This window comes from Streptomyces sp. NPDC029122, from assembly GCF_055569445.1.
This window is the reverse complement of sequence record NZ_JBVHWK010000028.1, coordinates 13,611-28,040: the sequence shown is the minus strand read 5'-3', so window position 1 is coordinate 28,040 and position 14,430 is coordinate 13,611. Positions and strand designations below refer to the sequence as shown.

Below are 14,430 nucleotides of genomic sequence, written 5' to 3'. Positions count from 1 at the left end.
AAGTGCGTACAGCCGACCGAGGGAGCAGGACATGACCACCCTGATCGTCTTCGATATCGACGGCACGCTGCTGCGCAGCGTCGCCCCCCACCAGGCCGCCTTCCACGCGGCGCTGGAGGACTGCGGGCTCACCGACATCGACTCGGCGTGGGGCGGCTACGCCCACCACACCGACTCGTGGATCTTCCGCGAGGTCTTCCGCCACAACACCGGCCGCCTCCCCGGCGAGGCCGAGGTCCAGCGGTTCGCCGGCCTGCTGCACGAACACTTCCTGGCCGTCACCGCCCGCGAGGGCGTCGAGGAGATACCGGGCGCCGCCGCCTTCCTGCGGGCGCTGGAGGCCGACGGCGCGTACGCGGTGGCCTTCGCCACGGGCGGCCTGCGGGAGGTGACCGCGGCCAAGCTGGTGCCGCTGGGCGGCGGGGCCGGCGGGCCGGTGTCCACCGCGAGCGAGCACACCTTCCGCGAGCACGTGGTGCGCGAGGCCGTCCACCAGGCCGTCGAGCGCCACGGCGGCGGCTTCGAGCGGGTGGTGTGCGTGGGTGACGGTCCCTGGGACGTAAGGGCCGCCGTGGCGACGGGCAGCGAGTTCATCGGCATCGGCGCGGCCACGACGCCGTTCGGCGACTGGTTCCCGCGCACCCACCTGTTCGCCTCCTTCGACCAGGTCGACCCGGCCGGCGACTTCACCCTGGTTCCGCCGGCCGGACGGGTCGCCGCCGAGCCGGACCGGGACAAGGCGTTCACCGCCCGCCCCGTGGCCTGCCCCTGCTGGAACTGACCGCACGCTCACGACCCGGCCTGCTCGGCGACGACCCGGACCAGCCGGTCGAAGCGGCCGGCGCCGGTGAGGGCGGCGGCGGGAAGCCGGATGCCGAACTCCGCCTCCACCGCGAGGACGATCTGCAGCTGGCCCAGCGAGTCCCAGCCCGGGGTGAGCCCGACCCCGCCGCCGCGTACGTCGACACCCGGGCCCAGGACCCCGCGCACGGCGGCCTCCACCCGGTCGGCGAGGTCCCCGGGCGCGGGAACCGGTGCGGAGGCGGCCGTATGCGGGGCCGGGGCGCCGTCCCGTGACGGTGCGGCGGTGCCCTCGGGGGTGCCGTCGAGGGCGAAGCGGGTGGCGCCGCCCGTGGTGAGCCACACCCGCCGCGCGGGGGCGTCCGTATCGGCGGCCTCGGCGGCGACGACCTCGGCCACCTCCTCGGGCAGCAGGCCGAGCCCTTCGGGGCGTACACCGGCCGAGTAGCGGCCCTGGACGTAGCCCGGCTCCACGACGACGGCGCGGATGCCGTGGGCGCCGTGGTGGCGGTCGATGCCGTGCAGCACGCTCTCGGCGGCGGCCTTGCCGGCGACGTAGTCCGACCAGCCGCGCGGGTGGTAGCGGACGGCCTCCGAGCCGATCAGGACGACGCTTCCGCGCTGGCGCAGCAGCATCCCGTCGAGGACCGCGTCGGCCAGGTCGCGCAGTGCCGCGTAGCCCACCTCCATGTGTGCGGCGTGGCCGGCGGCCAGCGGTGCGGCGGCGGCGTGCACCAGGGCGGCCGGTCGCAGCGCGGAGAGCTTCCCGGCGGCGGCCCCGCGGGCGGCGGGGTCGGCGAGGTCGGCCGTCACCGAGTGCACGGCGGCCCCGGCCTCCTCGCACTGCCGTATCAGTTCCTCGGCGCCGCCGCGGTGCACGAGCGCCAGGTCCCAGCCCTGGCGGGCCAGTTCACGGGCGACGGCCGAGCCGATGTCCCCGGCGGCGCCGGTGACGACGGCGGTACGGGGAGCGTCGGCCGGGATCAGCAGTCCGCCGGTGGTCGCGTCGGGGCGCGGGCGCGGGGCGCGCGCGGTGCTGCGCACCTCCCCCTCGAGTACGACCTCGCGGTCCTGGTACGCCAGCACCCGGCAGGTCAGTACGCCGGCCCCGCTGACCGCGGTCACGCGCAGCGAGTAGTGGACGGGCCGGCCGAAGGAGACGGGGCGCACGGGGCGGAACTCCGTGCCGAGGATGACCGCCCCGGGCCCGGGCAGCACCATGCCGATCAGCGCGGACACCGGGCCGAGGGTCATCACGAGGGGGACGATCGGTGTGCCGAACTCGGTCTCGGCGGCGTGTCCGGCGTCGTGGTGCAGGGGGTTGTGGTCTCCGGTGACGGCGGCGAAGGCCGTGAACTCGGCTGCGGTGAAGGTGTGGCTGCTGTGGGCGATGTCGCCCGGTTCGACGTCATGCACGGTGGTTCTCCGCCTCGGTGTGGTCGACGATCCGCAGCCACGCGGGGGCGTGGTGCTCGCCGGTCAGGTCCAGCCGCCAGGTCCCCTCGGCCGCTCCGGGTCCGAAGCCGGCGTCCGCGAACACGGAGCGGCAGGGCGCGTTGCGCTCGGTCGGGGTGACGAGCCCGTGCAGGCGGGTGCGTCCGCCGGCGGACAGGGACGCCGCCAGCCAGCGCAGCGCGCCCTCCTCGACGCCGCGTCCCAGGACGCGGCAGGACAGCAGGTAGGTGTCCACGGTGCTCTCGGTGCCCTGGTGGGTGAGCACCAGCAGGCCCAGGTCCTCGCGGGCGCTGAACCGGTCGGCCACGGCGAGGACGAACACGTCCGAGTCGGGAGCCTCGGCGAGGCGGCGCAGTCCGGCGCGGGTGTACCGGCGGGTCGTCGTGTTGAACTGGTTGGTCTTCGCGCAGAGTTGTTCGGCGCGGGCCGTGTTGCCCTCGGTCAGGGGGCTGATGTGCAGTTCGGTGCCGAGCGAGGCGTAGAAGTCCTCGATCCGCTCGAAGCCGCGCCGTTGGCGTTCCACCTTCTCGCGGGCGCGGTACTGCTCGGTGCGGCGCCGGTCGGCGGCGGTCACGTTGAACACGGTGGTATAGGGATTGTCGAGCAGGGCGTCGGCGTATCCGGCGGGGTCCTCGGGCAGCTCCGGCACGATCACCTGGGGCAGGAACTCCCGGACGCGGGCGCGCTCCACGGGGTTGTCGTCGAGGAACAGCACGTGCCCGAGGCCCACGTTGAGGCGTTCGGCGATGTCGGCGATGGCTTCGGCCTTGGGCCGCCAGCTGATCTCCGTCGCGACGAAGTCGTCCTCGCGCAGCACCATCCCGGAGTGCTCCCGGATCGCGCGCAGAGCGAGGTCCTCGTCGTTCTTGCTGCTGATGGCCAGCGCGACTCCCTGTTCGCGCAGGGTCTTGAGGGCGCGCTGGAGCCTGCTGTGCGCGTTGCCCGGGTGGTCGGTGCCGATCTGGATGCCGTCGATGCCGTCCTCGCCGACGACCCCGTGCCACAGGGTGTTGTCGAGGTCGGTGACGATGACCCGCGCGGTGCGGCCGGTCACCGACAGGGTGAGTCCCCAGAACCTGCGGGCCAGCGCCCGGCTCAGGGCGGCGCCGTACGGGACGCGGCCCACCAGCCACAGCCGCTGGTCGACGAGGGGGCCGCCGCCGGCGCGGGCGATGATCTCGGACAGTTCGACGACGTGGACGTGTTCGTGGCCGTCGAGGGCGTTCCGCAGCAGCCGGTCCGCCTCGCGCAGCAGGGGGCCCGTGGAGAGCGGGGAGGGCTGGAGGGGGGCGAAGGAGAGGACGAAGACGGGGCGGTCGGTGGTCTCGGCGTAGGCGCGGACCAGGCCGGTGTAGTGCTCCATCGCCTCGGCGAGGCGTTCGCCGTCGGCGGGGCCGAGGGTGTCGGAGGCGAGGACGTCCTCCAGCCGGTCGGTGAAGAAGCTCACGTGCGGGTCGAATCCGCGCAGGCCGGAGGCCGGGTCGTGGATCTCGCGGGCGAGCGTGCCGTACGCGGGCGCGTAGACGGTGTGCGGCGCGGAGCCGAGGACCCGCCGTCCCTCGGCGCTGACCTCGGCGGCGAGGATCTCCAGGTTGCGGGTGCCCAGCAGGGCCAGCCGTACGGGCGGGGCGGCCAGCTGGCGGGCCCGGTGCTCGATCACGCGGGGTTCGCGGACCAGGACGTACGGGTCCGCGGTGATGAGCTCGTCGCACGTGCGGGCCAGTTCCCGGGTGGACACCGCCTCCACGGCGGCTCCCCACAGGCCGGTGCGGGCGAGCGCGCCGTCCTCGCGCAACCGGTCGAAGACGGGGGTGAAGTCCAGGGTGGAGTTCAGAGCGGTGTCGCGGACGATCATCTCGAGGTCCACGGTGACGGGCCCGGCGCCGAAGTCGGCGGTGCCGCTCACGGTCATGGGGTGGCGGTACGGGACCTTGCCGAGCTCCTCGTAGCGGTGGACCTGGGTGCAGGAGTTCCATTCGGCGCCGAGGGTGACGATCCGCGCGTCGTGGCGTTCGAACACCTCGAAGACGGTGCCCGCTCCGAAGGCGGTGTCGGGCGGGCAGGCCGTCAGCTCGTCGGCCAGGGGGCCGGCCACGGCGAAGGAGTACACGGGGTGGGGGGTGCGGCGGACCTCGGGCAGGCCGAGGAACCATTCGACGAGGACGCCGGTGTTGGGGGCGGAGGTGCGGTGGTGGTACTCCTTCGTCCGGCAGAACTCGAAGGTGACGGCGGGCAGGGCGACGGTGATGCCCTCGGCGACGAGTGCGCGCAGTGCGGCGAGCAGGTCGCCGCGCAGCCCCTCGGCGGGGGTGCGGAAGGCGAACAGGCTGGAGTGCAGCACCATCAGGCGGTCGTGGGGGCGCAGTACGGACTTCAGCGCGGCGTGGATCTCGTCCCGGCGGGACGCGGCGGGCATCAGGAGGCTCCCGTGGCCAGGGGGGTGGGCCGTTCGGCCATGACGGCGGCGAGCGCGTCGGCCAGCCGGGCGTTCTCCTGCGGGGCGCGGCAGGCCACCCTGAGGTAGCGGTCGCCGTCCGGCATGGACTTGCCGCCGCAGTCCTTGATGAGGATGCCGTGGCCGGAGAAGGTGCGCCTGACCACGTCGAGCGCGGAGGTGCCCTCCGGCAGGCGCAGCATCACGTAGTTGGCGTCCGGGGGGTAGACCGTGACGCCGGGCAGGGCCGCGAGCAGGCCGGCGAGTTCGTCGCGGTCGCGCCGGACCTGGGCGCAGCTGGCGGCGAAGGCGTCCCGGTAGCGGGGCAGCAGCCGCAGGAAGGATTCGGCGAAGCCGTTCACGTTCCAGATGGGCAGGGCGGCGCGGACGTCGGCGACGAAGCCGAGGTCGGCCGAGAGCAGGTAGCCCAGGCGCAGTCCTCCGATGCCGTAGACCTTGCTCATGCTCTTGACGACGGTCAGGCCGGGCAGTTCGGCGAGGTCGGGCTCCAGGCTGTGGCCCGGTGCGCAGAAGTCCACGAAGGACTCGTCCACGACCAGCCGGATCCCGGCGGCGGCCAGCAGGCGGGCCAGGGTGACGAGGTCGGCGCGCGGGACGGCCATCGAGGTGGGGTTGTTGGGCGAGGTGATGATCACGGCGGCCACGCCGGCCCGCCGTGCCTCCTCGGCGACCCGTGCGGGGTCCATGGTGAAGGCCGGGGCGGGCAGGTGGATGCGGTGGATGTCGGCCTCGTCGAAGACGGCCTCGTACTCGTTGAAGCCCGGGACGACGAGCCCGACGCGGCCCAGCAGGCCGCCGAGGATCTTGATGAGTTCGGAGGCGCCGTTGGCGACGACCAGGCGGTCGGCGGGCTGGCGGATCGCGGCTCCGAGGAGCTGCTGGAGCGGCAAGTGGCCCACGGGGTAGTGGACGAGGGCGTCGCGGAAGTCGTGGGCGAGCTCGTCCACCAGGGACGCCGGCGGGAAGTACAGGTTGTACAGGAGGCGGTGGTCGACGAGGTCGTAGCGCCAGTAGCCGCCGTGCAGGTTCTCCAGGATGGTCAGCCGGTCGTCGTCGTCGGCGAAGAGGTACTCGGCGGCGGCGTGGTCGGTCAGGTCGTCCACCTCGTACCAGCGCAGGTGCCCGCAGTCGACGCCGTGGACGGGGAAGCGGCCGCCGGTGACGGTGTCGGCGATGACCAGCTCGTAGTAGGCGCCGTGGCCGCCGTCGGCGATCAGGGCGGTGAGCGCGGGTACGAACTCCTCGCGCAGGTAGCGCTCGCGCAGCAGGTGGACGTTGGCGGTCTTGAAGGTCTCGCCGAGGTCGATCCCGGGACCCTGCTGGGCGGGCAGCAGCATCGCCGAGACGGTGCCGTCGGCGCCGAGGGTGACGACGGTGCCGTTCATCGGAGGGCGGTACGGAGCCACGGCGGTGATCACCTCGCCGTCCGCGGCGGCGAGGGCGAGGGGCAGTTCGGGGTCGAAGACCATGTCGCCCTCGACGAGGTAGACGTCCTGGTCCAGCTGTTCGCGGGCCAGCCACAGCGAGTAGGCGTTGTTGGTGGTGCGGTAGGCGTCGGAGTGGACGTACGTGACGCTCATGCCCGCGTGGGTCTCCCCGACCGCGGCGCGCACCTCGTCGGCGAGGTGGCCGACGACGAGGACGGCCTCGCGCACGCCCGCGGCGGCGAGGCTGTCGAGCGTGCGGAGCAGGATGGGCGTGCCGGCCACCGGGAGCAGCGGCTTGGCGTGGTCGAGCCCGAGACGGCGGCCCAGTCCCGCGGCGAGGACGACTGCCCTGGTCGGCCTTTTCATGTGTGGTTCTCCCCCGTGGTCGTGGTGTGCAGCAGGTCGTCGAGGACGATCTCGCCGATGTCGTGCTGGTAGAGCCAGACTCCGTCGGCTCTGCGGGTGTAGCTCGGTTCGCCGCCGATGTCGGCGGAGGGGGCCAGTCCGGCTCCCAGCCCGTATGCGACGAGCCGGGGGTGGGCCGTGCCGTGGACGTCCACGAGGTGGCCCCGGTCCGTGACGACGGTGCCGGTGGGGCCGGTGGCCGGGGTGAGCGCGGTGCCGTCGGCATGGTGGAGGGGCGGCAGGTCGGCCTCGAAGCCGTTGGCCATGACGATGACGTCGGCCTCGGCGAGCGCCTTGTGGGCCGCTTCGGTGTCCCGCGGGTCGCCGGCGCGGAGCAGGCGCACGGGGGCGGGGGCCGCGCCGGGCAGCCCGAGCGCGGCCCTGGCCAGCTCGTGGGCGCGGCCGCGCAGGCCCCCGTAGCGGTTGACGCGGCCGTTGACCGGACAGACGTCGAGCTCTGGGTCGAAGGCGTACCCGTCGGCGCGGGCCTCGTCCGCGCTGTCGTACCACAGCCGCAGTGCGGTGCGGTGGATCACCGTGATCCCGTCGGTGTCCCCCGCCAGCAGCAGGTCGACGGCCGACCAGGCGCTGTGCGAGCCGCCCACGACGACGGCCTTGCCGCGTGCGGGGGGCGGGGTGTGGCGGGCGTCGACGAGCGACGAGGAGTGCACGACCTTGTCGCGGTGGGGGGCCAGTTCCAGGCCGGGTGCCACCTCGGCGTCCGCGTACCCGGTGAGCGGGCGGCCGCCGGTCGCGAGCACGGCGCGCCGGGCCGTGATCCCGCGGCCGGAGCCGGTGGTGACGACGACGCCGTCGGGGGTGAGCCGGACGGACCGGGCGCGGTCCCGCAGGACTTCGCAGCGCGAGTGCGCCTCCAGCAGGCCGGCCACGACGGCGCCGAGGCGGGTCAGGAAGGGGGCGACCACCGACAGCGGCGGGTGGTCGTCGGCGTGGGCCCTCAGCAGGCGGGTCTCGGGCAGGTCGTGGAGGGCGGCGAACGGGCCGGTGTCGCCGAGGCCGTCGAGGCACTCCAGGAAGGGGCCGCCGAGGGAGTTGGCGCCGATGCGGTAGTGGGCGAGGCCGCCGGGTCCGACGGGTCCGGGTTCGACGAGGGCGATGCCCCGGCCGAGCAGCTCGTCGAGGCGGCCGGAGCGGGCGGCGGTGATGACCGGGCCGAGTGCTGCGGGTCCTCCACCGCAGAACACAAAGCCGAAGGAGTGGTCGGCAGACGGCAAGAGAGATTCCCCCAAGAGCATGGTTCTCCGTCCCGGCATAACCGCCTGCGGTGTGTGCACGAGTTGGGCCGGGAATGGCTGAACTGATCGCCGAATAAACCAAACACGGGGTGAACGATAAGTCAACACAGCTTGATCGCGGAGGCCACGAATGGTCATGTCCGTTCATCGGGCCGTCGGTTGACGGACTGTGCTTCAATGTGCCGACTCGACGAAAGGGAGCGCGCGATGGCCAAGGTCAGCATCTGTATCCCGGTGTACAACCGGCCTGCGGAGGTGGAGCGCGCCGTGCGCAGCGCCCTCGAACAGACTTATAGCGATATTGAAGTCGTCGTCGTTGACAATGCGAGTACGGACGAAACCTGGGACGTCATCACGAAAATCGCGGAATCCGATGCGCGGGTCCGGGCGTACCGCAACGATTCATTGCTGTCGCGGGTCCTGAACTGGCGTCGCGCCCTCGAATTGAGCGAGGGGGAATACGTCAAGCTCCTCTTCTCCGACGACTGGATATCCCCGGACGCGGTGGAGCGCTCGGTGGAGGTGCTCGACCGGTCCCCGCGCGCCGGATTCGTGTTCACGGCGATGACGTGGCACTACGAGCAGCCGCAGACCTGTTACCGGCACCGCGAGGGGCGGATGTCGTCGCTGGAGTTCCTGGTGCGGTCGGCCACGGTCGAGGACCAGGTGCCCGTCAGTGCCTCCTGCACCCTGATGCGCAGGGCCGATCTGCTCGACGTCTTCCAGGACGAGCTGCCCAGCAACCTGCCGTTCGAGTTCAGCCACGGGCTCGGGCTGGACGGCACCCTGCTGTGGCGGGTGGCCGACCGGTACCCGTACGTCCACCACATCGCCGCCGGCCTCGCGCACTCGGCGGACCCGCACGCGGGCGAGCCGAACACCCGGATGCAGATCGGCGCGGAGCGTCACGAGATGATGTGGTGGGCCTACCGCAACGCCTTCGCCCAGTCGCTGCTGGCCTCGCGGCGCCCCGCGCACCACCTGCGCGCCCTGCGGACGGCGCTGCTGGTGTCGTGCGTGCCGCTGCGGCCGACGGCGGTGGCGCTGCGCAACCTCCGGCTGTTCCGGCTGATGTTCCCGGGCCGCTGGTGGGATCTGGCTCCGCTGGCCGCGCCGGTACGGGCCCTGGTGGCACGACGGCTGCGGGAGCCGCTGGACCCCACGATCCCGCTGTGACCGGCGGGTGCGGGTCCGGGTGCGGTCAGGCGTAGTCGAGCCGGATGGCCGTGTCGATGGCTCCGAGGACGGTCCGGAGCCGGTCGTGGTCGGCGGCGGTGCCGTGCACGGTGCCCAGGTGGCCCTCCGTACCGGCGCGCCAGTGCAGGGCACGGCCCGCCGCGGCGTCGGCCTTGACCTGCCAGACCTCCTTCATGCCGGCCACCTCGTCGAGCCCCCGGATCCCGGCCAGGGTGGCACCGGCATCGGCGGGCGGAGTCACGAAGTAGACGAACTCCACTCCGGCGAAGGCAAGTTCCGGGATCTCCAGGGGAAGACCGAGGGCGGCGCGGAGCGCGGCGCGCAGCAGGTCGAAGCCCGTCGAGCGCCGCAGCAGGGCTCCCACGTAGCCGCCCATCCGGCCGTTGACCTCGATCAGCCGGGGGCCGTCCGGGGTCAGCTTGATCTCCACGTGGGTGACGCCGTCGGTGATCCCGAGGGCGCGCAGGGCGGCGTCCGTCAGCTCGAGCACCTGGCCGGCCAGCGGCTCGGGCAGGGCGGCGGGCTGGAACATGCCCGTTTCCCGGAAGGGCTCGGCGAGCGGGAGCTTGCCCGTCACGCAGACGTGGCGGACGGTGCCGGCCGAGCTGACGGACTCCACCGACACGTAGTCACCGAATCCGGGTCCTGCGGCGTCCGGGTCCCCGGCCAGCAGCTCCTCCACGACGAACTCCGCGTTCCCGTCGGCCAGGAAGTCGGCGGCGACCGCCAGGGCCTGTTCGACACCGTCGACCCGGCAGGTGTCCACGCTGCCCGCGCCGCTGCGCGGCTTGAGGACCGCCGGCAGGCCGACCCCGTCAAGGGCCGCCGCCACCTCCGCCACCGTCCGAACGGCCACGCAACGGGTCGACTGGACGCCGGCCTCGCGCAGCCTCGCCCGCTGCCGCTCCTTGTCCACCAGGCCGGCCACCACCTCCGGGGCGTGGAAGGGCAGTCCGCAGGCCCGGGCCAGCTCCGCCGTGGCCGCGAGGCGGTACTCGCTGAAGGTGGTGATGCCGTCGGGGCGCAGCTCCCGGAGAGCGGCGCGGCGCCGGTCGGGCGTGAGCCCGGTGACGTCGAGCACCCGGGCGACCTCGCCGAGCCGGCGCACGACACCGGCCGAGCCGGGCAGGTCCTCGTCGCAGACGAACACGACGGAACACAGCTTGCGGGCGGAGGCGAGGACCTCCATGTATCCGGCCGACCCACGGTCGAACACCACTGCGAGGAGGGGAAGTTTGCGCATGCGCCCACGCTAGGCGGGCCGCCCGGCAGCCGGCTCGAGGTCCCGTCGAGCCCTCGTCGACGCCCGCGCCACTTCACCGGCCCCGCTCCGGCCTGACGCCGGGGCGGGTCACGCCGGACGCGGCCCGGTCCGCAGGGCTTCCTCCGGACGGCCGATGTCCTCCGCGTCCTGCGCGCGGCGGGGCCGGCCCGGAATCCAGACCGGCGTCATCCGCTTGATCTCCACCTGGACGCGGGGGGCTCACGATCGCGCAGCGCAGCGCGCCGATGCGGCCGGCGGGAGCGTCCAGCACGCCGTCCGGCCACGCTTGCCCGGCCCACGGCCCGCCCGCGACGACCGGCCCGCGGCTCGATATCGCCGACGGCGGGCAGCGGGTCAGGCCTCCTCGGGGACGTTGACGTCGAGGACGCAGATGTCGTCGCGGTTGCCCGGCCGCAGCGCCGCCAGCGAGCGGGCCAGGGTGTCGCCCCGGCCCTCCCGGAGGAGGCGCAGGGCGGTCGCGGCCAGGCGGGCGAGGCCCTCTTCGATGTCCTCGCCCGGGTTCTCCACCAGACCGTCCGTGTAGAGCAGCAGGTGGTCTCCCGGCAGCAGGTCGATCGTGTCCTGGCCGTACGTGGCGTCGAACGCGGCCCCCAGCAAGCTGCCCTCGGGCTGCGGCAGGTAGCGCGCTTCGCCGCCCCGGATCAGCAGCGGCGGCAGGTGGCCGGCGCGCACCCAGGTCAGCCGGTGGTCCCAGGGCTGGTAGCGGCCCATCACCATCGTGGCCGTGGCGCTGTACTGCTCCCCCGCCGTGTGCATGAGCAGGGCGTTCAGCAGGCGCAGGACGTCCGGGAGGGGGGAGCCGGTGATGGTCATGCCCTTGGTGGTGAACCGCAGCTGGGCCATGGTGCCGACCGCGCTCAGGCCGTGTCCGGCGACGTCTCCGACGACGAACAGGGCGCTCTTGTCGGGGAGTTCGATCGCCGAGTACCAGTCACCTCCGACGTTGACTCCGCTGTCGGCGGGCACGTAGGCGACGTCCACGCGCAGCCCGGCCAGCTCCAGCGACTGCTGGGGGATCGGCAGGAGGGTGTCCTGGAGGCGGGCGGCGAGGGCGCGTTCGGCCTTCAGCATGCCGCGCTGGACCAGGTTGGCGCGTTCGCTCTCCAGCAGGGCCTGTTCCGTGTCCCGCTGCGCGGTCATGTCCTGGAAGAAGCCGTGCACCTCGACCGGGCTGCCGTCCGCGTCCGTCTGTGCCTCCGCCACGATCCTCAGGTGCCGTACTCCGTGGCGGGTGGTGATCCTGAACGACTGGTCGATCGCCCTGCCGTCGCCCAGCAGCCGCCGCGCCGCCGAGGACAGTCGGGGCAGGTCCTCGGGGAGCAGGTGCCGGGGCAGTTCCTCCAGCTTCATCGGGCCCAGCGCCGGATCCCGGTCGAAGATCGCGTAGACCTGGTCGGACCAGGTGATGGTGTCCGTCACCAGGTTCCAGCCGGCCCAGCCGAGGTTCCCCAGCCGCTGCATGTCGGCCAGCCTGCGGGTCTCGCGCTCGCTCGTGTCGTGGCGGATCCACGAGACCACCAGCCGGTCCCCCAGCCGGGCGGCGCGCACGGAGTACACGGACTGCTGCGGCACCCCGGCGGTGACCTCCTCGTAGACGAAGGGCTCGCCCTCGTAGACCGTGCCCGTGGCCAGCGTCTCCAGGTACCCCTCCCACAGGGGGGTGCCCGCCACCGTCGGGTAGGTCTCCAGGATCCGCCGACCGACCAGTTCCTTGCCGCGCCGGCCCGCCACGTCCACCGACTCCGACGCCGCCGCCTCGATCCGGTAGTCCTCGACCTCCCCGGAGGCGGAGCGCAGCGGCGTGAGCAGGACCGCGGGTCCGGCCAAGGCGTCGAAGACGGTCTGGACGGCGTCCACGTCCGCGTCCAGCGGGCCGGGGCCGCGGAGCCGGTGGTCTTCGCGCAGGAGCCCGCCGCAGAGCCGGACGGCCCGCCTGAGCAGGGTGCGGCTGCGGGCGTCGAAGGGGCCGTGCCGGGTGCGGAAGAATCCGACGACCGCCGTCACCGGCCTGTTGCCGGGGACCGGGAGCCAGGCCCGCGAGGGCCAGCGTTCGGGGGGATCGCCGATCAGCAGGTACCGGCTGCCGTCCTGGTCCGGGTCCTCCAGCCAGACCGCCTCGCCGGTGCCGGCGGCTTCCAGCGCGGCGACGCCGCTGAGCGGCGGGATGTGGCTCCACCGTTCGGCCGTCGCGTCGCCGGCACCGGCGTGGCCCGCCAGCTCCAGGCTGCCGGCCGGGGACACGGTGTAGATCATCACCGCGTCCACGTCCTCCGGTTCGCCGAGAGCCGAGCGCAGCAGCTCCGCGACCCCGTCCGCGGTGCGGACGCCGGCCAGCTCCCGGGCCAGCCCGGCGAGGATCCGCCGGTTCCCGGCGGGGCGTCCCGCGCCGATGACGAACCGGCCCGTGCGGAAGACCGAGCCGGAGTCCGGCTCCGGCGCTTCGGGGGCCGGCGACTCCGTCCGGGCGGGCCCGGCCGCCCGCGGCGGCGCGTCGGCGGGGCCCCTGCCCGTGCGGCCCAGGGTGATCCAGCATTCCTCCAGGAGGCTGCGCCCGTGTTGGACGGCACGGGCGAGCAGCAGCTCGTGGGCGGCGTCCGCCGGGACGTCCGCCTGGGCCATCACCACGCCCTTGGCCCGCTCGAGGACGGCCGTCACCGAAGCCACGCCCTCCAGGTCGACCACCTCGGCACGCAGCTTGGCCACCACCTTGGCCAGCGCCAGCACCTCAGGGGCCGCGGCGTCACCGTCAGCGCGAAGCACGGACTCGCCCTCCATACGTCGAGGATGCCACGCACCTCTCCGGAGGGCGTACGGAACGGCGGCGCCGCCCCGTGTCGGGTTTGTCCGCAGGCAGGGCGGGCAGCCGCGCCATAGGGTACAAGGCCCCGGGACGGAGGCCCAGGATGTCCACAAGCACACTCATGGCGGTCATCGTCGTCGCGGTGGTCGTGGTGATCGCCCTCGCCGCGATCATGTGGCTGCTGGCACGGCGACGTCATCTGCGCGACCGCTTCGGACCGGAATACGAGCGCACGGTCGAGGAGAAGGGCGGCACGATGGCCGCCGACCGCGAACTGCGCGCCCGAGAGGCACGGCACGACAAACTCGACATCAAGGAACTCCCCCCGGACCGCAGGCGCCACTACGCCGAGCAGTGGACCGGCGTCCAGGAACACTTCGTGGACCGGCCGGCGGGTGCCGTCGAGGAGGCCGATGACCTCGTTTCCCGGCTGATGCGGGAGCGCGGCTACCCCACGGAGGGGTACCAGGGAGCGGTGCGCGACCTGTCGGTCGAACACGGCCGGACGCTGGAGCACTACCGGGCGGCGCACGACGTCCGGGCGCGGAGCGTGGACGGCCGTGCGACGACGGAGGAGCTGCGGGGTGCGATGGTGCACTACCGCGCCCTGTTCGAGGAACTGCTCACGGATCAGAGGAGCCGGTGAGATGCGCAACCATGACGAGAACGAGTCGGCCGAACGCACCCCCCTGAGCACGGAGGACCTCGCGGGCCAGGAGACCGAGGGGCGCGACGTGCCGGTCTACCCCGGCGAGGCGGCCGGGGCCACCCTCTCCGGCGGCGCGGACGAAGGCGTCCGGGGGGCCGACGACGCGGACGAGAGCGTCGCCGGCCGGGACGACGAAGGCCTGGCCGGCCGCGACGACGACGTCACGGCCGTCGCGGGCGCCGGAGGCATGGCCGGCGCGGGCGACGAGGGCACGGCGGAGCAGCCCGTGGAGCCGGACGCGGGGGAGGACCAGCCGCTGCTGTCGGCCGAGGAGGCCGAGCGGTACCGCACCGCGTGGGGCGAGATCCAGGGCCGCTTCGTCGACGACCCCAAGGACGCGGTCACCTCGGCCGACGGTCTGGTCGCCGAGTTGATGCAGAACCTCGCCGGAACGTTCGCGGCGCACAAGCAGGACCTGGAGGGCCAGTGGCAGCGAGGTGAGGTCGCCACGGAGGACCTGCGGATGGCGCTCCAGCAGTACCGGTCGTTCTTCAACCGGCTGCTGAAGACCTGAGGACGCGCCGGCGGAACCGTACGGGAGCGGGGGGGGGGGGGGGGGGGGGGGGGGGGGGGGGGGGGGGGGGGGGGGGGGGGGGGGTGGGGGGGGGGGGGGGGGGGGAGGGGGGGAGGGGAGGGAAGA

The 14,430-nt window shown here is 73.6% G+C and carries 10 protein-coding genes; 4 read left to right on the top strand and 6 right to left on the bottom strand.

Annotated elements, in window-relative coordinates:
- The first annotated feature begins 31 nt into the window (after positions 1-31).
- On the top strand, positions 32-781 hold the full coding sequence (locus ACZ4WZ_RS27080) for an HAD family hydrolase (RefSeq protein ID WP_467894244.1): 750 nt from the start codon (positions 32-34) through the stop codon (positions 779-781).
- Positions 782-789: 8 nt separating this feature from the next.
- Here the strand turns inward: ACZ4WZ_RS27080 and ACZ4WZ_RS27075 are convergent, their stop codons facing one another.
- The 4 genes from ACZ4WZ_RS27075 to ACZ4WZ_RS27060 are packed head-to-tail and all read right to left on the bottom strand — an operon-like array spanning position 790 to position 7,778.
- A complete protein-coding gene (locus tag ACZ4WZ_RS27075; RefSeq protein WP_467894242.1) occupies positions 790-2,217 on the bottom strand; it encodes an SDR family NAD(P)-dependent oxidoreductase in 1,428 nt (475 codons plus the stop codon).
- A complete protein-coding gene (locus ACZ4WZ_RS27070) occupies positions 2,210-4,672 on the bottom strand; it encodes an HAD-IIIC family phosphatase (RefSeq protein ID WP_467894240.1) in 2,463 nt (820 codons plus the stop codon). Before ACZ4WZ_RS27070 ends, ACZ4WZ_RS27075 begins: the two co-directional genes overlap by 8 nt.
- Positions 4,672-6,504, bottom strand: a complete 1,833-nt coding sequence (locus ACZ4WZ_RS27065; RefSeq protein WP_467894238.1) for an aminotransferase class I/II-fold pyridoxal phosphate-dependent enzyme — start codon at positions 6,502-6,504, stop codon at positions 4,672-4,674. The genes ACZ4WZ_RS27070 and ACZ4WZ_RS27065 overlap by 1 nt, the downstream gene beginning before the upstream one ends.
- The gene (locus tag ACZ4WZ_RS27060) at positions 6,501-7,778 is read right to left on the bottom strand and encodes an FAD/NAD(P)-binding protein (protein WP_467894236.1); all 1,278 of its coding nucleotides are present in this window, start codon (positions 7,776-7,778) and stop codon (positions 6,501-6,503) included. Before ACZ4WZ_RS27060 ends, ACZ4WZ_RS27065 begins: the two co-directional genes overlap by 4 nt.
- 228 nt (positions 7,779-8,006) lie before the next feature.
- Between ACZ4WZ_RS27060 and ACZ4WZ_RS27055 the strand changes: the two genes are divergently transcribed.
- On the top strand, positions 8,007-8,975 hold the full coding sequence (locus tag ACZ4WZ_RS27055; RefSeq protein ID WP_467894235.1) for a glycosyltransferase family 2 protein: 969 nt from the start codon (positions 8,007-8,009) through the stop codon (positions 8,973-8,975).
- 25 nt (positions 8,976-9,000) lie between these two features.
- Here the strand turns inward: ACZ4WZ_RS27055 and ACZ4WZ_RS27050 are convergent, their stop codons facing one another.
- Positions 9,001-10,239 (bottom strand): ATP-grasp domain-containing protein, encoded by a 1,239-nt coding sequence (locus ACZ4WZ_RS27050; RefSeq protein WP_467894233.1) that lies wholly within the window; start codon positions 10,237-10,239, stop codon positions 9,001-9,003.
- A 375-nt stretch (positions 10,240-10,614) separates the two neighbouring features.
- A complete protein-coding gene (locus tag ACZ4WZ_RS27045; RefSeq protein ID WP_467894231.1) occupies positions 10,615-13,056 on the bottom strand; it encodes a SpoIIE family protein phosphatase in 2,442 nt (813 codons plus the stop codon).
- A 128-nt stretch (positions 13,057-13,184) separates the two neighbouring features.
- Here ACZ4WZ_RS27045 and ACZ4WZ_RS27040 point away from each other — a divergent pair, with 128 nt between their 5' ends.
- Both ACZ4WZ_RS27040 and ACZ4WZ_RS27035 read left to right on the top strand, forming a co-directional pair.
- Entirely contained in the window at positions 13,185-13,727 is a 543-nt protein-coding gene (locus tag ACZ4WZ_RS27040) for a hypothetical protein (RefSeq protein WP_467894229.1), read from the top strand.
- Position 13,728: 1 nt separating this feature from the next.
- The gene (locus tag ACZ4WZ_RS27035; protein WP_467894228.1) at positions 13,729-14,304 is read left to right on the top strand and encodes a hypothetical protein; all 576 of its coding nucleotides are present in this window, start codon (positions 13,729-13,731) and stop codon (positions 14,302-14,304) included.
- The last annotated feature ends 126 nt before the right edge of the window (positions 14,305-14,430 follow it).